The following is an 18,597-nucleotide window of genomic DNA, read 5'->3' on the forward strand; positions in this document are numbered from 1 at the left end:
GGAGCGATCGGCAGGTATGTAGACCAGTTGGTGAACAGGATCGATCCAGTTCGTTGCGTCCGGGTTTCCGTCCGGTGGCACCGGACCGTCCGGTTCCGCAGGGCAGGTCAGGCGGACCCGGTTCGCGGGCCGCGCGGGGTCAGGGCCATGTGCAGCCGGTAGCGGTCGGCACGGTACGCCGACCAGGACAGCTCGACGACCTTGCGGCCGGCGAACGTGGTGCGCTCGAGGACCAGCAGGGGTGCCCGCCTGGCCACGCCGAGCACCCGGGCGACATGACCGTCGGCGTTGTCCGCCCGGACGGTCTGTTCACCGGAGGTGACGACGACGTCGTACTCACTAGCGAAGACGTCGTACAGAGTGCCGAGCTCACGGCCGAGCAGGCCGGGGAAGAGCGCGGACGGGTAGTAGCCGACCTCGTACGCCATCGGCGACGCGTCGGCCGTACGCAGCCTCTCGACCCGGATCACCTTGGTGCCCTTGGCGACCCGCAGTCCCTTCGCGGTCTCGTCGGAGGCCTCGATCTCGCTCGCCGACAGCACGACGGTTCCGGGCTCGAGCCCGCGGGCCCGCATCTCCCGGGAGAACGAGGTGAGGTGCAGCTGGGAGTCGACCTGCGGACCCGTGACGAAGGTCCCCTTGCCGTGCACCCGTTCCAGTGCGCCGGACTCGACCAGGTCGCTGATCGCCTGCCGGACGGTCACCCGGGAGACGTTCAGCTTGTCCACCAGGGCACGCTCGGAGGGGATCGGGTCCCCGGGATGCAGCTCGACGTCGATCAGCCGTTCCAGCACCGATCGGACCTGGGCCCGCTTCGTCGCCACCATGGAATCTCGATCCTCCAGACCTGGGCGGTCCTCGGGGGTGCCCCGGGGCGCCGCTCACTGCTATCGTGCGCAGCATACCTGTTAAGACCAGATAGGACCAGTGATCCCAGTGGTGTCTGTCCCCACCCAGGAAACCCGGATGGCGGCCGAGATCGCCGAGCAGCCGGCCGCCCTGGCCGCGACGTTCGAGCACGTCCTGCCGCTGCGGCACGACATCACCCGGCTGGCCGCCGGGCGCCGGAACGTGATCTTCGTGGCCCGCGGGTCCTCCGACAACGCGGGCGTCTACGGGCGGTACCTGACCGAGATCCACGCCGGCCGGCAGGCGTCGCTCGCGGCCCCGTCGGTGGCCACGCTGTACGGCGCGAACCTCGACCTCTCGAACTCGCTGGTCGTCGCGGTCAGCCAGTCCGGTGCGACCCAGGAGATCGTCGACACCGCCGAGTGGGCGAAGCGGAACGGCGCCGCCATCGTCGGCATCACGAACGACGGCAACAGCCCGTTGGCGTCGACGGCCGACGTCGCGCTGATCACGCAGGCGGGCAAGGAGCTCGCCGTACCGGCCACCAAGACGTACACGACCCAGCTGGCCGCGATCACGGTCGCGGTGGACGCGCTCGCGCCTCGCCCCGGGACGCTGGACGCCGACATCGCCCGGGTTCCGGACGCGGCGACCAAGATGCTGTCCGGCTCGGTCGAGGCGGCGGCGGACCTGCTCGCGGGCGCCCACGACGTACTCGCGAGTGGCCGCGGCCTGACGTTCGGCACGACGCTCGAGGTCGCGCTGAAGCTCGAGGAGACCTGCCTACAGCCGGTGCGCGGCCTCTCGTACGCCGACCTCAAGCACGGACCGATTGCGGTCGTGGACTCCGACCTGGTGACGATCCTGGTCGCTGCGGGCGAGGGCCCCGCGCTGCCCGGCATGACGGAGCTGGCCGGCATCGTCCGCGAGAAGGGCAGCAAGATCCTCGGCATCGGTGGCGACCCCACCTTCGCCTCCCGCTGCGACGTGAACCTCCCCGGCCCGGATCTCCCCGAGACCCTGGCGCCGCTCGCGCTCGTCATCCCGGCCCAGCGCGCCATCGAACTCCTGGCCCGCAAACTCGGCCTCGACCCGGACGCCCCGCGCGGCCTCCGCAAGGTCACCCAGACCGACTGAACAAAGTGCTCATTCGGTGAGCACTTTGGCTGGAATCGTGGTGGTCGTCAATCGGAACGACCCGAGAGAGGACCACCACGATGTTGCGAGGACTTGCGACTGTCAGCTTCTACGCCACCGATGTGAAGGCGGCGCGGGAGTGGTACGAGAAGCTGCTGGGGATCGAGGCGTACTACGCGGTGCCGAGCGCCGAGGCCCCGGCGTACGTCGAGTTCCGCTTCGGCGACCTGCAGTGCGAACTGGGGATCATCGACGCCAAGTACGCGACGCATCAGGTCGGTGCGGGGTCCGGGGCGATCATGTACTGGCACGTAGACGACCTGGAGGCGACGCTGACCCGGCTGACCGACCTCGGCGCAACCGTCAACGAGACCATCGTTGACCGCGGCAACAACACGGGCTTCCGCACGGCGTCGGTAGTCGATCCCTTCGGCAACATCCTCGGCATCATGACCAACCCGCACTACGTCCAGATCCTCGAAGACCTGCAGCCTGCACGCTAGTTCTCAGAAGTCGACACGCATGACCGCGCGACGGTTTCCCGGCCGGCTGACGACGGTGAATCCGGCATCGGCGAACGTCGCGAGGGTGCCGACGGACCCGCCGTCGACGAGATCCGGATAGCCCTCGACCGCACGAGCCCCACCCTCGCGAGCGAACTCGACGGCGGCATGCGCGAGCAGTCTGCTGATTCCGCGCCGGCGGAAACCGATCCGGGTGACGAAACACGTGACCGCCCAGACGGACGCGTCTGTCTTGTCCTCGTTCCGTCCGAGCCAAGGCACCCGATAGTCGCGAACCAAGCGAGCATGCCCCGCCCGCGGCGCCACCGCACACCACCCCACAGGCTCGCGAGCGTCCGGATCAGCGGCTGCATCCTCAAGGTAGGCGATCAGGCCGGTTGTTGTGGTGGCTCGCGGATTGTCGCAGGCGGTTTGGTCTCGTAGGCGGGCGGCGAGTTCTGTGGGGCCTTCGGACGCCCAGGACTCCTTGGGGAGCATGCGGAAGCGCTGACACCAGCACCGGGAGGTGTCGCCGGTCGTGCCGAAGATGGCTTCCAGGTCGTCCCACCTCGCTCGATTCGCCGGGACGATCGTGAGTTGCCCGGATTTCACCGGCTCACGAGATCCCCCAGTCCGCGGCACCGGCCGCACCGGCCGCGCGGGCGCAGACCGCCCGAGCGCCGACTGCCCGGGTGCAGATCGCGCGGGTGCGGATCGCATGGGTGCGGATCGCGTGGGCGCCGACTGGCCGGGTGTAGACCGCGCGGGTGCCGACTGCCCGGGTGCCGATCGCCCGGGTGCCGACTGCGCGGGTGTAGATCGCGCGCGTGCTGGCTGCGCGGGGTTTGCTTGTGGTGCGGTGGTTCGTTTGCGGGGGTGGTAGGTGACGTGGGCCTCGATCGTGTCTCCTACGTCCAGACCGGCGGGCTTGCGTACTGCGTCCTTCAACGGAAGCAGGTAGTCGCCGTCTCTCGACCAGAGGGATGTCGTCCATTCGGTGCCTCCGAGCACCGCGCGGACGGGGACCGTACCCCAGGAGCCCCCGCCCGCCGAGGCAGCAGCTCGGAGGGCGGTGCCGGTTTCGGGTGGCACGGTCAGGAAGTAGTACGGCGCCGGGCCGCGCCACTCGATGATTTCGCCGGCGAACGTGTGGTCCATGGATTCGACGCTAGACCTGATTCCGGAAGAACGACTTCCGGAACTCAGAGATGGCCGCGGTGGGTGAGCGCCGTGGTGATCTGCTCCGCCGCCGCCCGCAGCGGCGGCAGGAACTCCTCACAGAGGGAGGTCGGGGTCGAGCGAGAGGCGTGGGCGGAGACGTTCAGGGCGGCGATGACGCGGCCGCTGGAGTTGTGGATGGGCGCGGCGATCGAGCGGAGGCCGAGTTCGAGTTCCTGGTCGACCAGGGCGTATCCGTCGGTGCGGGCCTTGGTGATCGTGGTCCGCAGGTCGTCGGCGGTGGTGATCGTACGGTCGGTGAGCGGTTCGGCTTGGAGGGAGTCGAGGTATGCGGTGAGCTCGTCGTCGGGGAGGCCGGCGAGCAGGACGCGGCCCATCGAGGTCGGGTACGCGGGGAGGCGAGCGCCGACGCCCAGGGCGACGGTCATGATCCGGCTCGTGGGCACGCGGGCGACGTAGACGATGTCGGGGAGGTCGAGTGTCGCGATCGAGCAGGACTCCCGGGTCTTCGCGCTGAGGTCCTCCATGTACGGACCGGCCAGTTCGCCGAGGTCCAGCGAGGACAGGTACGCCCAGCCGAGGGCGAGGACGCGTGGAGTCAGGGAGAAGCGGCGGTTGTCGCTGCGTACGTAGCCGAGCTCTTCCAGCGTGAGGAGGATCCGGCGGGCGGTCGCGGGAGTGATGCCGACGGAGCGAGCGACCTCGCTGAGGGTGAGCGATCGGGCTTCGGCGGAGAACGCCCGGATCACGGCCAGGCCGCGGTCCAGTCCCTGGAGGAATGTGCCTGTAGACGCGTCACCCGGCATCCGCTAGCCTGCTTTTCGTTGAAAGAAGAACTATTCGCTGAGCGAAATCCTAGCGGAGCAGCCGATGCCTCGTCCAGACGACCGTTCGCCGGACTCGTTCGTGCATACGTTCTGGCCGGGACGGGTGGTGTTCGGGGCGGGGTCGCTCGAGCGGGTGGGCGATGAGGTGGCGGCGCTCGGGGTACGGCGGGTTCTGGTCATCGCGACCAACTCTGCGCGTGACGCGGCCGATCTGGTCGAGCTGCAGTTGGGTGATCGGTTCGTGGGGCGGATCGATGGCGTGGCGCAGCATGTGCCGACCGAGGTCGCCGACGCGGCCCGCGCCAAAGCACACGAACTCGCCGCGGACGCAATCGTCGCCATCGGAGGCGGCTCAGCCATCGGCCTCGCCAAAGCAGTCGCCCTCAAGAGCACACCGGGCGGAGCGGGCACGGCGGGCGCAGTGGGCGGGGCGGGCGGAGCGGGTGGAGCGGGCGCGTCGGGTGGGGGCGGAGTGGGCAGCGCAGGCGGAGTGGGGGCGCCCGGCGCTTCGGGCGGAGTGGGTGCGCCCGGTGGGGCGGGCGGGGTGGGTACGTCTGGTGCTTCGGGTGGGGTGGGGGCGGGTGGGGTGGTGGTTGTGGGGGTGCCTACTACTTATGCGGGGTCGGAGATGACTGCGGTTTGGGGGGAGACTGCTGGCGGGAGTAAGGCGACTGGGGTGGATGTGCGGGTGTTGCCGCGGGTGGTTGTTTATGACCCGGTGTTGACTCGGCGGCTGCCCGTGAAGGTTACGGCGGCGAGTGTGGCCAATGCGATTGCGCATTGTGTGGAGGCGGTTTGGACGCCGAAGGCTGATCCGATTACCGAGACGATCGCAGTCGAAGGGCTGCGGGCACTCAGCGACGGACTGCGGGCGGTATTGGTGGAGCCGGCGGATTTAGATGCTCGAGGCAAGCTTATGTACGGCGCTTGTCTCGCAGGATCGGCACTGGCGACGGCGGGTACGGGACTGCACCACAAGCTGTGCCACTTGCTTGGTGGCACCTACGGTCTGCCGCATGCGGAGACTCACGCAGCAATCCTCCCGCAGGTGACGCGCATCAACGCACCAGCCATTCCGCACAGCGCAGCCCGGCTGTCGGCCGCACTCGGTGGGTCCGGGAGCGCCGACGCGTTGGCAGGCGAGCTGTGGGACCTGTTTCAGACAGCGGGGGTCGGCATGGGGCTGGGATTGACGCGACAGCAGGTGGACGAGGCGGCGGCCGGGTTCAAGGTCGTGGGGAATCCGGTACCGGTAGGAGAGGACCAGGTGCGAGAGATTTTGGTACGAGCGCTGGACGGGGTGCGGCCTTGAGGAGGGTGGATGGATCTGCAGGGTGACGAGCTGACCGATGCGGTCGTCGACAGTTTCGGTGGCAGCCGGCGGTACCGGGAGCTGATGAGCAGCCTTGTGCGGCATCTGCACGCGTTCGCGCGGGAGGTGGACCTGACCGAGGACGAGTACTTCAAGGCCATCGACTTCCTCACCCGGACCGGTCAGATCTCGACCGGGACGCGCCAGGAGTTCGTCCTGCTGGCCGACGTACTCGGGCTGTCGATGTTGACCGTTGGGCTGGGCAACAAGAAGCCGCCGGAGGCAACGCAGTCGACAGTGTTCGGGCCGTTCTTCGTCGAGGGGTCGCCGGAGGTGCAACTCGGGGACGACATCTCCAACGGCGCGCCGGGGCAGCCGTGCCTGGTGAGCGGGCGGGTGCTGAACACCAAGGGCGAGCCGATCGCCGGTGCGCTCGTCGAGACCTGGCAGGCCGACGAGGACGGGTTCTACGACGTACAGAAGGACCTCGACGCTCCGCAGAACCGCGCGCACCTCACGACCGATGCTGACGGCAACTACCGGTTCTGGGCGGTGAAGCCGGTCGCGTACCCGATCCCCGACGACGGCCCTGTCGGCGAGCTGCTCCGTGCCGGCGAGCGCGGCCCGATGCGGCCGGCGCACATCCACTTCATGGTGACGGCACCTGGCTACGCACGTCTCATCACGCATGTGTTCGCCAACGGCGACGAGTACCTCGACACCGACGCGGTGTTCGGCGTGAAGCAGTCCCTGATCGCCGACTTCACAGAGCATCAGGAAGACGGCAAGACCTTCTACACCGTCGATTACGACCTCGTACTCGCGACCACCGAGGAGGCCCAGCAATGATCACAACAGACGTGCTGATCGTCGGCAGTGGCCCGGCCGGCGGCGCGGCTTCGTTGTTCCTGTCCACGTACGGCGTCGACAACATCGTCCTCACCCGGTACGGCTGGACCGCCAACACTCCCCGCGCGCACATCACCAACCAGCGTACGGTCGAGCTGATGCGCGACATGGGCATCGAGGATGAGCTCACCGGCAAAGGCACCGCGCACCATCTGATGGGCCAGACCGCGTTCTGCACCAGCCTCGCGGGTGAGGAGATCGGCCGGATCCGCACCTGGGGAACGCATCCGCGTCGTCTCGCCGACTACACCGAGGCGAGTCCGTGCCTGCCGATGGACCTCCCGCAGACCCTGTTCGAGCCGATCCTGGTCAGTACGGCGGCCGCCCGCGGCGCGCGGATGCGCTTCAACACCGAGTACGAGAGCCTCGAGCAGGACGCGGACGGCGTGACGGCGACGGTACGCGACCGGCTGAGCGGTACGACGTACCAGATCCGGGCGAAGTACCTGATCGGCGCGGACGGCGGACGCAGCAAGGTGGCGCAGGACATCGGGCTGCCGATGGCGGGCGCGATGGACATCGAGGGGTCGATGAACATCGTGTTCGAGGCCGACCTCAGCCGGTACGTCGCGCACCGCCCGAGTGTCCTGTACTGGGTCCTGCAGCCCGGCGCGCAGATCGGCGGCATCGGCGCCGGCCTGGTCCGGATGGTGCGCCCGTGGAACGAGTGGCTGATCGTCTGGGGGTACGACATCAGCCAGCCGGCTCCGGTGGTCGACGAGGCGATGGCGACCGAGATCGTGCACAACCTGGTGGGTGACGACACGATCGACGTGAAGCTGAAGAGTACGTCGGTGTGGAGCGTCAACCACATGTACGCCGAGCAGGCCTCGAAGGGCCGCGTGTTCTGTATGGGTGACGCGATCCACCGGCACCCGCCGAGCAACGGCCTCGGCTCGAACACGTCGATCCAGGACGCGTACAACCTGGCCTGGAAGCTCGCGCTCGTGGTCAAGGGCCAGGCCTCAGCAACGCTTCTGGAAAGCTACGACGCCGAACGCGTCCCGATCGCCAAGCAGATCGTTGACCGCGCCAACAAGAGCCGGAACCAGTTCGGGCAGATCTTCCGCGCGCTCGGGATGACGCCGGACGCGCCGGACGGCTGGACGATCGAGTCGCGCAAGGACGACACGTCGGCCGGGGCCGCGCAGCGCGAGGAGCTCCGGCAGGCGATCGAGCTGAAGGACTACGAGTTCAACGCGCATGGAGTCGAGCTCGGGCAGCGCTACGAGTCGTCGGCCGTCATCGAAGACGGTACGCCGGAGCCGCCGTACGAGCAGGATCCCGAGCTGTACTACCGCCCGACGACGTGGCCGGGCGCGCGCATCCCGCATTGTTGGTTGACCCGCGGATCGGCGACCGTGAGCACGCTGGACGTGGTCGGCAAGGGCCGGTTCACGTTGCTCACCGGGATCGGCGGCGACGCGTGGGTGAAGGCGGCGCAGTCCGTGTCCGAGCAGCTCGGCGTACCGATCGAACCGTTCGTGATCGGGCCCGGCCGCGAACTGGACGACCTGTACGGCGACTGGGCGCGGGTCCGGGAGATCCCGGACCCCGGCTGCCTGCTCGTCCGCCCGGACGCACACATCGCCTACCGCGCGTTCGAACAGCCCGACGACCCCACCGAAACGCTCCGGCAGGCCGTCAGCGAACTCCTAGGCCGCTGACGTCGCCTCCGATGAGCGGAGGATCTTGTCCAGGATCGCCGAGATCTCCGCGGTCTCGGCGTCCAGGAGCGTGATCAGCGCGACCCGCGAGGTCTCCGAGCGCGCCTCGAGGGCCGCCGCGCTCAGTGCGCGGACGGTGCCCAGTTCGTGTATCAGTTCGTCCCATAGTGCGTTCATCGACAAAACCCCCATGTTCCCCGTCACCAACGCAGGACGACGGGAAGGCCTCACTTCTGTCACCAAGAACAACGGGAACACGAGGGCGAAGGTTACGAACTCGTCAAGAATTTCCATCCGTTCGCCGGGACCACCGGCGTGTCGGCCAGCGGGAACCGCAGGTCGTCGTCCGACACATTGAGCAGCAGCAGGACCCACTCGTCGCCGTGGGTACTCCGCAGAGCGATCGCCGTATTGGTCAGATGCTCCACAGTCGTCCGCGCCCGTACCAGCCACGGATGGCGCCGCCGGATGCCGATCAGCTCCTGGTGCAGGCGGTACGTCGGCCACCCGTACGGCGCCAACTCGTCCGGCCCGTCCGGGAACGCCGGCCGGATCGCGTCGTCCCCGCCGGCTCGCTCCTCCTTCAGACCGCGGAACGCCTGTTCGTCGCCCGCGTACACGCTCGGTACGCCACCGACCGTGAACAGAATCGCCAGCGCATGCGGAAGATGCCGCTCGTCCTCGAGGCGCGAAGCCAGTCGGGTGACGTCGTGGTTGCCGACGAACGTCTGCGGGACGAACGAGTCGAGCAGCGCGTTGTGCCGGCCGAGCGCGTACGAGAGCTCGAAGAAGTTGCGGTCGTTCAGCGAACTCCAGATGGCCTTCCACAGCTCGTACTGCGTGACCGAGTCCAGCCCGCTCTTGTCGACGTACGCCGCGTAGTCGCCGTGGATGACCTCGCCGAAGTACCAGACGTCGCGGTCCCGCGGCAGCACGGTGCGCCAGAACTCGGGCGGTACGGCGTACGCGGCATCCAGGCGCCACGCGTCGACGCCGCGGTCGTTCCAGTACCGGAGTACGTCGCCCACGTACTGCCCGACCTCGGGGTTGCTGTGGTCCAAGGCCAGCAGATGCTCGTGTCCCTCGAAGAAGCCACCACGGAACCACTCCGGATGCGTGAACGAGCGGGCAACGTGGTTGAAGACGCCGTCGAGGGCGATCCGGAGGCCGCGGGCATGCGCGGCGGCGACCAGGCGGTCGAAGTCGGCGTCGTCACCGAGCCGCGGATCGATGCGGAAGTGGTCGATCGTGTCGTACCCGTGCGTCTCCGAGGCGAAGATCGGGCCGAGCAGCAGGCCCGAGCAGCCGAGGTCGATCGCGTAGTCGAGCCAGTTCTCCAACTGTGGCAGGCGATGTACGACGTTCGGCACGGCGACCGTCTCGGCGCCGGTGAAACCGAGTGGGTAGAGCTGCCACCAGATCGCGTGGTCAGGCCACATTTCGCCTCCTCAGCATCAGGGTAGGGACGATCGCGAGCAGGCAGCCGAGCACGGTGTCGATCAGGCGGTACCCGACGGTCGACAGTTCCGGCGTCCGGCCGAGGTCCATCAGCAGGACGACGAGCGGGGTCATGATCGTGGCATAGGCGGTGTAGTTGCGTTCCTTGAGCAGCGGGCGAAGGCCGGCGAGCACGCTCACCACGGCAACGATCACCCAGGACGGCGACACCCAGAGGACGAGCGCGCCGCCGATCAGCACACCGGCAAAGGTACCGAGGCTGCGTTCGGTTGCCCGGAGCAACGAGTCGCCGCGGCGGCGGACGACGATCACGACTGCGAGGGCGATCCAGTACGACTTCTGCTGGTGCCAGTACACGCCGATCACAGACGCGACGGCCAGCGGTGGCAGGAGCTGTACGGCGTACTGCCAGCCGTCGAAGCGGTGCAGGGTCCGCCACCATCGTCGCGCCAGTTGGCGGTACGTCGCCCGTGGTGCAGGCGTCGGCGCCGGAGTGAACAGGGAGAGCAGGATCGCCCACAACGCGCCGGCCGCGAACCATCGGGTGACCTGCCAGACGTCCGCGCCACCGAACCCGGTCGCCATCACGAGGAAGGTGACGAACCGGGTCGTCGCGTCCGCCATCCACCGGTTGAACCCACCGACAACAGCGGCAACCGCGGCGAGCCCGACCAGCACGACAACAGCTGTCCAGCCACGCCCACCGACCAGCGCGCCCAGAGCGGCGGCTGCCGTCACCACCAACCCGGTCGCAACGAGCCTGGTCAGCCGAACCGCCGTCGCGGAATGGCCAACCGGCGGGGCTGCGAGCGCGAGTGCTCCTAACGCGGCGAAAGACGCTTGCGGTAGGTGGTCGGTGGCGAAGCCGTAGGTGATGGGCACGGCCATGGCCAGAGCTGCGGTCAGCAGGCGAGCCGACGGAACGGGGGTTTCTCGGGACCAGTGGATGACATTCACGGTCATAGTAAGCTTAGCTTAGCATCTGTCAGCTCGCAGCGCCGAGGAGTAGTAAGTGGAAGCGTATGAAACTGCGGTCGTACTGAGGCGCGCCAGTACGCGGTTGGCGTTGCGGCTGCGGGCTGAACGGACCGGGGACGGGCTGGGCAGCACGGGGGTGGCTGTGTTGGGGCAGCTGCATCGGCGGGGGCGGCTGACTGCGAGTGAGATCGCTACGGCTGAGCGGGTGCAGCCGCAGTCGCTGACGCGGGTGCTGGCGGGTCTTGAGGAGCAAGGGCTGATCAGTAGGCAGCAGGACGTCGAGGACCGGCGGCGGAACACGATCGAGCTCACGCCGGCTGGGCGCTCGTTGCTCAGAGAGCATATGAAGAGCTCGGACGACTGGTTGGCTGAGGCGATCGCTGAGCGGCTCAATCCGACCGAGCAGGCGGTGTTGGAGTTGGCGGCGGGGATCTTGGATCAGCTGCTGGACGGTTGACCGAAGGTGTGGCGGCGGATCCAGGCGTGCATGGCTATTGCTGCGGCGGCGCTGGCGTTGATCGAGCGGGTTGAGCCGAACTGGGCTATGGAGAGGACGGATGTGCAGACCTGGTGGGCCTCTTCTGTTAACCCAGGACCCTCCTGACCGAACAGCAGGATGCACGCTCGGGGCAGGTCATACGTCTCGAGGGGCACGGAGCCCGGCAGGTTGTCGATGCCGATGATCGGCAACCCCAGCTCGGAGGCGTACGAAGCCAGGTCGGCCAGGGTTGGTTGGTGGCGGACGTGTTGGTAGCGGTCGGTGACCATGGCGCCGCGGCGGTTCCACTTGCGGTTCCCGACGATGTGGACCTCGGCGGCCAGGAACGCGTTCGCCGTCCGGACGACCGAACCGATGTTCAGGTCGTGCTGCCAGTTCTCGATCGCGACGTGGAACGGGTTCCGCTGTTCGTCCAGGTCCGCGACGATCGCCTCGAGTTTCCAGTACCGGTACTTGTCGACGACGTTCCGCCGGTCACCGTGGGCCAGCAGCTCGGGATCGAGCCGTGGGTCGTCGGGCCGGTCGCCGGCCCAGGGACCGACGCCGACCTCGTTCGGCCCGACCATGTCTGCTCCCCGGACGTCACCATTCAGCTCGTGCACAGGTCGGGACGCTACCCTGTCCGCGTGCTTGCTCTTGTCGCGATGCTGATGCCGTCCTGGATGGACCCCGAGTACCTGCTGCACTGGCTGGGTGACTGGGCCCTCTGGGGCACGCTCCTGGTGGTGTTCATCGAGTGCGGGGTGCTGTTCCCGATCCTGCCCGGTGACTCACTGCTGTTCGCGGTCGGCCTGTTCATCGCACAGGGCACCATCCACGTCCCGCTCTGGCTCGCCTGCGTGATGCTGACGGTGGCCGCGTTCCTCGGCAACGTGTCCGGCTACTACATCGGCCGGTTCCTCGGTACGTCGTTGTTCCGCAACCCGAACGCCCGCATTCTCAAACCGAAGTACATCGAGCAGACGCACGAGTTCTTCGACCGGTACGGCCCGCGGGCGCTGGTGATGGCGCGGTTCGTGCCGATCGTCCGGACGTTCATCACGATCGTGGCCGGGGCCGGCCGGATGGACCCGAAGAAGTTCTTCCTCTGGACCGGCGTCGGCGCGGTGATCTGGGCGCCCGGCATCACGCTGCTCGGGCACGCGCTCGGCAACGTCGAGTTCATCCACAAGAACCTCGAGGCCGCGCTGGTCCTGCTGGTCCTCATCTCGCTGGTCCCGATGGTGGTCGAGTACTTCCTCGCCCGCCGCCGCAACCGCAAGAGCAACAACGGCGACGCCCCGAAGCACGCCGCCCCGAAGCACCCGGCCTAGGCCCTGGCCAGCCAGGGCCTCAATGGCCGAAGGGGAAGTGTGGGTCTGACCAGACCCAGTCGGTGCTGAGCCCACGCAGGTCGGCGACCTCGACCAGCCCCGTCGGGAGGGGGCCGACCACCTGACCGGCGCCGAGTGAACAGGCCACCCGGATCCGGTCATCCGCCTGGTACCAGACCAGCGCCCCCCGTGGCGCCGCCCCTTCACGGAGCAGGGTGTGGTGGTCGAGCCAACGAACCGCATCGGCCGCGTCGTGCCAGCCGCTGTCGTGCGCATAGCCGAACGCCATCCGCTGGAACTTCAGCGGCCAGTCCAGCCAGGCGGCCGAACCGACTCGTTCCAGCTGCCAGTTCAGTGCCGCCTCGGTGTCCCGCGGGTTCGCCACCCGCGGGACGTTCCCGCGCTCCACGACAACCTCCCCCCAGGCCATAGGTCCTCCCCCGATTCCCCGTCCTCGGCCGGTCTTGCCGTGGCATGGTCAGAATCCTGCCGGGTCGCCATACAGCCGCCGTACATTGCTCAGCCGGCTGCAGCGCCTGCCTCTGATCCCACGAGCAACCGTCGGCAGTCAGCAGCGGCGCTATCGTTCCCGGCCTGCTGCCAGACGCGCGCAGCGCGTTCGAGAGTACGGCGGGCGTTGTCCAGGTTGCCCGTGGACAGGTAGAGCTCACCGAGGTACTGCGCGGCCTGGCCCTCCACGCTCCGATCCCCCAGCCGGTGGCCGACGTCGATCGCGTCCAGCAATGTCTTCCGCGACGACGCGACCTCGCCGCGCTCCATCAGCGCCCGCCCCAGCAGCGCCCGGGTGTACGCCGCACAGTGGTCGTCGCCCATCCCGTCGAAGATCGCCAACGCCTTGCGCAGTTGCCGTACGGCCTCGTCGTGCCGCCCCTGGTGGACCCGGAGCGCCGCGATCCGGCGCCGTACCTTGGCCTCCCGGTGGGCGTCTGCCCGGCGTACGGCGATCAGGAACGCCTGCGCCAGGTACCGTCGGGCGGTGTCCACCTCGCCGCGGACCAGGTACACGTTCGCGGCTGCCGTTCGGGCGAGGGCCTCGGCGTTCGCGTTGCCGGCCTCGACGAACGCCTCGATCGCCTTCTCGTACTGCGCCAGGCCCGCGTCCCGCTCACCGCGTTCGCGCAGCCACGTACCGAGGCCGACAGCCGCGACACCTTCGCCCAGCCGGTCGCCGACCTCCGCGAACACCCGCGCGGCCGCGTCGAGGTGCGTACGCGCGGTGTCCCAGTCGTCCTGGTAGACGGCGAGCTGGCCGAGGTTCCGGTGCATGATCGCCTCGCCGTGCCGGTCCCCGCAGGCGATCGCACTGATCAAGCCCTGCTGGTGCGAGCCGTTCCAGTCGTCGAAGCCGGCCCGGAGATCCAGGTACGGACCCCAGGCGGCGGCGATCCGCCAGGCGTGCTCGTGCAACCCGTTCTGCGCCGCGGCCCGGATGGCCGGCACGAACGTACTCCGTTCGCTGTCGAACCAGGCGATCGCGTCCGTCTCGGTGAACGGCGACGGGTCGGGCGCGGTCAGTGGACCGGTATGCTCGAGGACGCCGAAGTACTCGAAGGACAACGCGGCATTGGCACGGCGGATCTTGTTCAGGATCGCGTCGACGACCGTCTCCACGTCCCGGACCGCCTGCGCCTGCTGCTCCTCCGTACCGACACCGAGCGCGTGCAGGCGAAGCAGGTCGTGGACGCGGTACCGCGCCGTACCGCGATGGTCGACCGAGCTGATCCGGACCAGGTTGACCTCGATCAGCCGGTCCAGACTGCGGCGTACGGCGGCGGGCGACGCGACGGCCTCGAGCGCCCGCGCCGAGAAGACACCGACCGCGAAGTGCCCGATCAGCCGGTACAGCCTGGCCTCTTGAGGACTCAACGCGTCGTAGCTGAGGTCGGCACTGGTCCGTACGGCGAGCTCACCGATGCTCAGCTCGTCCAGCCGGGACGTCTCGTCCCGCAGCCGGCGTGCGAGCTCACGCGCACTCAGGTCGGGCCGCTGCGCCAGGCGACTGCCAACGATCCGGATCGCCAACGGCAGGTTCGCGCAAGCGGTCAGGATCTCCTCGGCCTCGGGTGAGGACGGGTCGATCCGGCCGGAACCCGCGACCGACGCGAGCAAGACGGCAGCCTCGCGGTCGTCGAACGTGTCCAGCGGCGTACTGTCCGCACCGGCCAGGTCCATCAGCCGGTTACGGCTCGTCACGACCACGGCCGACGCACCCGTACCGGGCATCAGCGGGGTCACCTGACCGGCACTGGCCACGTCGTCGAGGATGATCAGCACCCGACGGCTGGCCAGCTCGGACCGCAGCATGGCCGAACGCCGCTCCGGATCCGTCGGGATCGCGTAGTCGGGCAGATTGAGGCTGAGCAGCAGGTCGGTCAGTGCACCGGCAGGGTCGCGCGGGTGCGTCGCCCCGTGCATGTCCAGGTAGATCTGGCCGTCCGGGAAGTGCTCGCGGACCAGGTGCCCGAGCCTGACGGCCAGAGACGTCTTGCCGGTACCAGGGGCACCGGAGATGACCGCCACGGGCGGCCTGACCGGATCACGGCCGCAGACCAGATCACGTAGCTGCTCCAGGAGCTCCTGCCGTCCGCTGAAATCCGCCAGGTCAAGCGGGAGCTGGCTGGGCGGCCGTACTGGATCGGTCAGCTCGGGTGCGGCCATCGGTCCGGGCGGAGCGCTGGGGCTCGGCCGGTCTGCAGTACGGTCCGCTGGGACGCCCGGGTTGGGCCAGTTGGCGGAACGGCCGTTCTCGGCACGAGCGCCGGCGGCCTCGAGCTCTGGACCCGGCTTGATGTCCAGCTCGTCGGCGAGCGTCTGGACGGCCTTGGCGTACGCCGCCCGCGCCTCGCCCACTCGTCCCGCGGCCACGAGTGCGTCGACCAGGCGGCGCCACAGCTGCTCGTCGTACGGGTCCTCTTGGAGGCGCGCGCTCAGTAGTACAGCAGCACCGCTCACGTCGCCGTACTCGAGCCGGAGGTCCAGGAGGCTGTCCACCAGACCACGGTGTTGCGCCTCGAGGCGGCCGATCGACCCCTCCCACGCCGCGGGCATCAGCAGGTCCTCGAGCGGACGGCCGCGCCACAGCGAGTACGCCCGGGACAGGACCTGCATGGCCTGGCGGCCGTCGCCCTGGTCCCGGAGGTGGCCGCCCTCGGCAAGCAGTGACTCGAACAGGCTGGCGTCGAGCTCGTCGACACCCACCTCGATGCTGTAGCCGGCTGCTGACGTGTCGATCGGCGCGGGCAGCCCGGCGTCCTGCAGAACGCCGCGGAGCGCACGGACGTACGTCCGGATGTTCGCGGTCGCAGAGCGTGGCGGCGTGTTCTCCCAGAGCGCGTCCGCGATCAGATCGGTCGAGACGAACCGGTTCGGATGCAGCAGCAGCGTGGCGAGCAGCTGGCGCGGCTTGGCGGCCTTCAGCGGCTGCCCCTGGGCGTGGACGAGGCGCAGAGGTCCGAGGATTCCGTACCTCAGACTGTCCACTCGCCCGACCCTCTCCACTCTTGGACGACCTATCGTGGCATCCGCGCACACCCGCCGGGAAGTCCGATGTACGCCGGATGTATCTCAGTCCGGCACTGTTGTCACAGGTACCGGGGGGAGGGCAGGCCCGGAGGTGGCGACTTGACCGCCGTCACACCGGGCCTGGCACTGGGAGCGAGTCCGGGTTCGGGGGACCTGGACCACGGGGAACCGGTGCCTACTGGCCACCGGTGAATGGCGGCTGTCCGTCCTGTGGCGCGGGGGAACCCGCAGGCGGCCCGCCCACCGGTGGCTCTCCCTGGTACCCCTGCTGCGGGTACGGCTGCTGCTGAGTCGGCTGCCCCTGGTACGGCGGCTGCCCCGGCTGCTGGTAGCCACCCGGGATCTGCTGCGGCGGCGCCTGGTAGTTGCCCTGGTCCCCCGGCATCTGCGGGTGGATCTGGCCCGACGACGGCGCGCCCGGCTGCATCTGCGGCGGCGCCTGCTCACCGGCGACCGACCCGATCGTGCCGAACGAGACCTGCGGTACGGCGCGTACCGACTCGTCCTTGACCTCGAAGTACCCGGCCTTCTCGAACTTGAAGGAGTTCGCGATCAGGTTCGACGGGAACGCCTCGATCCGGGTGTTGTAGTCACCCACGTTCGCGTTGTAGAACCGCCGGCCGGCCGCGATCCGGTCCTCGGTGTCGGTCAGCTCGCGCTGCAGGCCGAGGAAGTTCTGGTTCGACTGGAGCTGCGGGTACTGCTCGACGGAGATCATCATCTGCCGCAGCGCGCCGGACAGCTGACCCTCGGCGGCGGCCCGCTGCTCCGGGTTCGCGCCCTGCGTGTTCACCGCCTGGGTACGCAGCCGGGCGACCTCCTCGAACACGTGCCGCTCATGCGCCGCGTACGCGCGGACGGTCTCGACCAGGTTCGGGATCAGGTCGTACCGGCGGTGCAGCTCGACGTCGATCTGCCGCCACGACTCCTGGATCAGGTTCCGCTGCTTGACGAACCGGTTGTAGGACGTGATCAGCATGATCGCCACGATGACGACGACCGCGACGATCGCGATGATGAGCCAAAGCATGACAAGAGCTCCCGAAAGTTGGCAGTGCTGCAGCCGACTCTACGGGTAGGTGGGTCCGCCTGGTTGCTGCTGCGGGTACGGCTGCTGCGGCTGCTGTGGGCGGGGGTCCACGCCGGCGTAGTCGCGCCACACGTACGGCGGGACGTTCTCCAGCACCTGCTGGAGCAGCCAGAGCCGGTTCATCACCTCGGCCGGGTCGTGGTTGCCCCGGTCCCAGCCGACCAGCGAGTTGCCCTCGAACCGCCAGCCGATCTCGCCGCGGGCGAGCAACAGCTCCATCATCCGCGGCGTCACCACCGCGTGCCCGAAGCGCTCGTCGTCCGCCTTCACCCGGAACGCCCGGTTGAACTGCTCGCTCTCGAACTGGAGGTCGCGGAACCCGAAGGCGTTCGCCACCGCGCCGCCGAAGATTCCCTCGTGCGTCACCTCGAGGTGCGGCAGCGCGCCGGGCAGTTGCAGGACGACGACCCCGAACCGGTGCGTGGTCGTCCGCCGCTGACCCCGGCCGTTCGTGGTGTGGGTCTGGTAGCTGTAGTCGAAGGCAACCATCTGGTGACCGTTGTACGGACCCGACAGCACGTTCGTGACCCGCCAGTTGTCGCCGGTCTGGAACGGCGTGCCCGACCACTGGCCGGCGAGCGCGTAGTTGGCCGGTACGTACGACCAGCCCTGCTGCGCGGCCACCCCGGCGAACAACTCGCGGCGCTTCTTCGCCGTGTAGAACTTGAAGTACGCGATGCCGACACCGGCGACGACCGCCACCAGCAGGATCAACCAGGTGCTGCTCTGCATCAGCCGAGCCCCAGGTCCTCGAGGCCGAACACGGACCGGTACTCCAGCCCTTCCGCCTCGACCCGTTCCTGCGCGCCGGTCGCCCGGTCGACGATCACCGCGACCGCGACCACCTCGGCACCGGCTTCGCGCAGCGCCTCGACCGCGGTCAGTACCGACCCGCCCGTCGTCGACGTGTCCTCGACCGCGAGCACCCGGCGGCCCTTGACGTCCGGACCCTCGATCCGCCGCTGCAGACCGTGCGTCTTCTCGGCCTTCCGTACGACGAACGCGTCGAGCGTCCGGCCCTGCTGGGCGGCCGCGTGCAGCATCGACATCGCGACCGGGTCCGCACCGAGCGTCAGCCCGCCCACCGCGTCGTACTCCAGGTCCTTGGTCAGCTCGAGCATCGCCGGCCCGATCAACGGCGCCGCGGCCGCGTCCAGCGTGATCCGCCGCAGGTCGACGTAGTAGTCGGCTTCCTTACCCGACGCCAGCGTGACCTTCCCGTGCACGATGGCCTTCGTCCTGACCTGCTCCAGCAGTCCGTCCCGGTCGTAGCTCATGGGCCTTGAGCTTAGATCACCCACGGGGCGGCCGAGTGTGCAGAGGAACTGCAAAG

General features: G+C 68.7%; 19 protein-coding genes. 7 read left to right on the plus strand and 12 right to left on the minus strand.

Features of this window, described 5'->3' with window-relative positions:
• Positions 1-107: 107 nt before the first annotated feature.
• Positions 108-827, minus strand: coding sequence for a GntR family transcriptional regulator (locus tag ACFYRU_RS08705; RefSeq protein ID WP_130388014.1), 720 nt, complete (start codon positions 825-827; stop codon positions 108-110).
• Between the two features lie 139 nt (positions 828-966).
• Here ACFYRU_RS08705 and ACFYRU_RS08710 point away from each other — a divergent pair, with 139 nt between their 5' ends.
• Together ACFYRU_RS08710 and ACFYRU_RS08715 are read left to right on the plus strand one after the other, a co-directional pair.
• Positions 967-1,986: an SIS domain-containing protein gene (locus ACFYRU_RS08710; protein WP_387654790.1), complete on the plus strand. Its 1,020-nt coding sequence runs from the start codon at positions 967-969 to the stop codon at positions 1,984-1,986.
• 80 nt (positions 1,987-2,066) lie between these two features.
• Positions 2,067-2,489: a VOC family protein gene (locus ACFYRU_RS08715; protein WP_387654792.1), complete on the plus strand. Its 423-nt coding sequence runs from the start codon at positions 2,067-2,069 to the stop codon at positions 2,487-2,489.
• A gap of 3 nt (positions 2,490-2,492) precedes the next feature.
• On the opposite strand, the gene ACFYRU_RS08720 is transcribed toward ACFYRU_RS08715, so the two are convergent.
• Positions 2,493-3,647 carry a DUF1905 domain-containing protein gene (locus ACFYRU_RS08720; RefSeq protein ID WP_387654794.1) on the minus strand — a complete coding sequence of 385 codons (1,155 nt, stop codon included), beginning with the start codon at positions 3,645-3,647 and terminating at the stop codon, positions 2,493-2,495.
• Between the two features lie 44 nt (positions 3,648-3,691).
• Entirely contained in the window at positions 3,692-4,474 is a 783-nt protein-coding gene (locus tag ACFYRU_RS08725; RefSeq protein ID WP_387654796.1) for an IclR family transcriptional regulator C-terminal domain-containing protein, read from the minus strand.
• A gap of 64 nt (positions 4,475-4,538) precedes the next feature.
• On the opposite strand from ACFYRU_RS08725, the gene ACFYRU_RS08730 reads away from it, so the two are divergent.
• Genes ACFYRU_RS08730 through ACFYRU_RS08740 form a run of 3 tightly spaced genes read left to right on the plus strand, consistent with a single transcriptional unit; the run spans position 4,539 to position 8,383 of the window.
• On the plus strand, positions 4,539-5,807 hold the full coding sequence (locus tag ACFYRU_RS08730; protein ID WP_387654798.1) for a maleylacetate reductase: 1,269 nt from the start codon (positions 4,539-4,541) through the stop codon (positions 5,805-5,807).
• 9 nt (positions 5,808-5,816) lie between these two features.
• Complete coding sequence (locus ACFYRU_RS08735) at positions 5,817-6,656, plus strand: dioxygenase (protein ID WP_387654800.1); 840 nt, start codon at positions 5,817-5,819, stop codon at positions 6,654-6,656.
• Complete coding sequence (locus tag ACFYRU_RS08740; protein WP_387654802.1) at positions 6,653-8,383, plus strand: FAD-dependent monooxygenase; 1,731 nt, start codon at positions 6,653-6,655, stop codon at positions 8,381-8,383. Before ACFYRU_RS08735 ends, ACFYRU_RS08740 begins: the two co-directional genes overlap by 4 nt.
• Here the strand turns inward: ACFYRU_RS08740 and ACFYRU_RS08745 are convergent.
• From ACFYRU_RS08745 to ACFYRU_RS08755, 3 genes are all read right to left on the minus strand, one after another.
• A complete protein-coding gene (locus tag ACFYRU_RS08745; RefSeq protein WP_387654803.1) occupies positions 8,372-8,560 on the minus strand; it encodes a hypothetical protein in 189 nt (62 codons plus the stop codon). The two genes, ACFYRU_RS08740 and ACFYRU_RS08745, sit on opposite strands and share 12 nt — an antisense overlap.
• Positions 8,561-8,652: 92 nt before the next feature.
• Positions 8,653-9,822 (minus strand): alpha-amylase family protein, encoded by a 1,170-nt coding sequence (locus ACFYRU_RS08750; RefSeq protein WP_387654805.1) that lies wholly within the window; start codon positions 9,820-9,822, stop codon positions 8,653-8,655.
• The gene (locus ACFYRU_RS08755; protein WP_387654808.1) at positions 9,812-10,804 is read right to left on the minus strand and encodes an FUSC family protein; all 993 of its coding nucleotides are present in this window, start codon (positions 10,802-10,804) and stop codon (positions 9,812-9,814) included. The genes ACFYRU_RS08750 and ACFYRU_RS08755 overlap by 11 nt, the downstream gene beginning before the upstream one ends.
• Positions 10,805-10,853: 49 nt before the next feature.
• Here ACFYRU_RS08755 and ACFYRU_RS08760 point away from each other — a divergent pair, with 49 nt between their 5' ends.
• The gene (locus ACFYRU_RS08760) at positions 10,854-11,276 is read left to right on the plus strand and encodes a MarR family winged helix-turn-helix transcriptional regulator (RefSeq protein ID WP_387654811.1); all 423 of its coding nucleotides are present in this window, start codon (positions 10,854-10,856) and stop codon (positions 11,274-11,276) included.
• On the opposite strand, the gene ACFYRU_RS08765 is transcribed toward ACFYRU_RS08760, so the two are convergent.
• The gene (locus tag ACFYRU_RS08765; protein ID WP_387658064.1) at positions 11,258-11,884 is read right to left on the minus strand and encodes a TrmH family RNA methyltransferase; all 627 of its coding nucleotides are present in this window, start codon (positions 11,882-11,884) and stop codon (positions 11,258-11,260) included. The genes ACFYRU_RS08760 and ACFYRU_RS08765 overlap by 19 nt on opposite strands.
• Before the next feature lie 60 nt (positions 11,885-11,944).
• On the opposite strand from ACFYRU_RS08765, the gene ACFYRU_RS08770 reads away from it, so the two are divergent.
• On the plus strand, positions 11,945-12,631 hold the full coding sequence (locus ACFYRU_RS08770; RefSeq protein ID WP_387654814.1) for a DedA family protein: 687 nt from the start codon (positions 11,945-11,947) through the stop codon (positions 12,629-12,631).
• Positions 12,632-12,650: 19 nt separating this feature from the next.
• On the opposite strand, the gene ACFYRU_RS08775 is transcribed toward ACFYRU_RS08770, so the two are convergent.
• The 5 genes from ACFYRU_RS08775 to pyrE form a co-directional block, all read right to left on the minus strand.
• Positions 12,651-13,061 (minus strand): hypothetical protein, encoded by a 411-nt coding sequence (locus ACFYRU_RS08775; RefSeq protein ID WP_387654817.1) that lies wholly within the window; start codon positions 13,059-13,061, stop codon positions 12,651-12,653.
• 89 nt (positions 13,062-13,150) lie between these two features.
• Positions 13,151-16,132, minus strand: coding sequence for a BTAD domain-containing putative transcriptional regulator (locus ACFYRU_RS08780; RefSeq protein WP_387654819.1), 2,982 nt, complete (start codon positions 16,130-16,132; stop codon positions 13,151-13,153).
• Between the two features lie 217 nt (positions 16,133-16,349).
• The gene (locus tag ACFYRU_RS08785) at positions 16,350-17,204 is read right to left on the minus strand and encodes a LemA family protein (RefSeq protein ID WP_387654821.1); all 855 of its coding nucleotides are present in this window, start codon (positions 17,202-17,204) and stop codon (positions 16,350-16,352) included.
• 39 nt (positions 17,205-17,243) lie between these two features.
• Positions 17,244-17,996 carry a hypothetical protein gene (locus ACFYRU_RS08790; protein ID WP_387654824.1) on the minus strand — a complete coding sequence of 251 codons (753 nt, stop codon included), beginning with the start codon at positions 17,994-17,996 and terminating at the stop codon, positions 17,244-17,246.
• Positions 17,996-18,541, minus strand: coding sequence for an orotate phosphoribosyltransferase (gene pyrE / locus ACFYRU_RS08795; protein WP_387654826.1), 546 nt, complete (start codon positions 18,539-18,541; stop codon positions 17,996-17,998). Before pyrE ends, ACFYRU_RS08790 begins: the two co-directional genes overlap by 1 nt.
• Positions 18,542-18,597: the final 56 nt, after the last annotated feature.

Origin of the sequence: Kribbella sp. NPDC004536 (genome assembly GCF_042873835.1) — a bacterium.
In the GTDB taxonomy this organism is placed as follows: domain Bacteria; phylum Actinomycetota; class Actinomycetes; order Propionibacteriales; family Kribbellaceae; genus Kribbella.

Coding starts and splice junctions, on each gene's coding strand:
- ACFYRU_RS08720 (WP_387654794.1), bottom strand. CDS start 3,647: ATGGACCACACGTTCGCCGGCGAAATCATCGAGTGGCGCGGCCCGGCG.
- ACFYRU_RS08705 (WP_130388014.1), bottom strand. CDS start 827: ATGGTGGCGACGAAGCGGGCCCAGGTCCGATCGGTGCTGGAACGGCTG.
- ACFYRU_RS08730 (WP_387654798.1), top strand. CDS start 4,539: ATGCCTCGTCCAGACGACCGTTCGCCGGACTCGTTCGTGCATACGTTC.
- ACFYRU_RS08785 (WP_387654821.1), bottom strand. CDS start 17,204: ATGCTTTGGCTCATCATCGCGATCGTCGCGGTCGTCGTCATCGTGGCG.
- pyrE (WP_387654826.1), bottom strand. CDS start 18,541: ATGAGCTACGACCGGGACGGACTGCTGGAGCAGGTCAGGACGAAGGCC.
- ACFYRU_RS08715 (WP_387654792.1), top strand. CDS start 2,067: ATGTTGCGAGGACTTGCGACTGTCAGCTTCTACGCCACCGATGTGAAG.
- ACFYRU_RS08745 (WP_387654803.1), bottom strand. CDS start 8,560: ATGAACGCACTATGGGACGAACTGATACACGAACTGGGCACCGTCCGC.
- ACFYRU_RS08790 (WP_387654824.1), bottom strand. CDS start 17,996: ATGCAGAGCAGCACCTGGTTGATCCTGCTGGTGGCGGTCGTCGCCGGT.
- ACFYRU_RS08750 (WP_387654805.1), bottom strand. CDS start 9,822: ATGTGGCCTGACCACGCGATCTGGTGGCAGCTCTACCCACTCGGTTTC.
- ACFYRU_RS08755 (WP_387654808.1), bottom strand. CDS start 10,804: ATGACCGTGAATGTCATCCACTGGTCCCGAGAAACCCCCGTTCCGTCG.
- ACFYRU_RS08710 (WP_387654790.1), top strand. CDS start 967: ATGGCGGCCGAGATCGCCGAGCAGCCGGCCGCCCTGGCCGCGACGTTC.
- ACFYRU_RS08765 (WP_387658064.1), bottom strand. CDS start 11,884: ATGGTCGGGCCGAACGAGGTCGGCGTCGGTCCCTGGGCCGGCGACCGG.
- ACFYRU_RS08775 (WP_387654817.1), bottom strand. CDS start 13,061: ATGGCCTGGGGGGAGGTTGTCGTGGAGCGCGGGAACGTCCCGCGGGTG.
- ACFYRU_RS08725 (WP_387654796.1), bottom strand. CDS start 4,474: ATGCCGGGTGACGCGTCTACAGGCACATTCCTCCAGGGACTGGACCGC.
- ACFYRU_RS08735 (WP_387654800.1), top strand. CDS start 5,817: ATGGATCTGCAGGGTGACGAGCTGACCGATGCGGTCGTCGACAGTTTC.
- ACFYRU_RS08740 (WP_387654802.1), top strand. CDS start 6,653: ATGATCACAACAGACGTGCTGATCGTCGGCAGTGGCCCGGCCGGCGGC.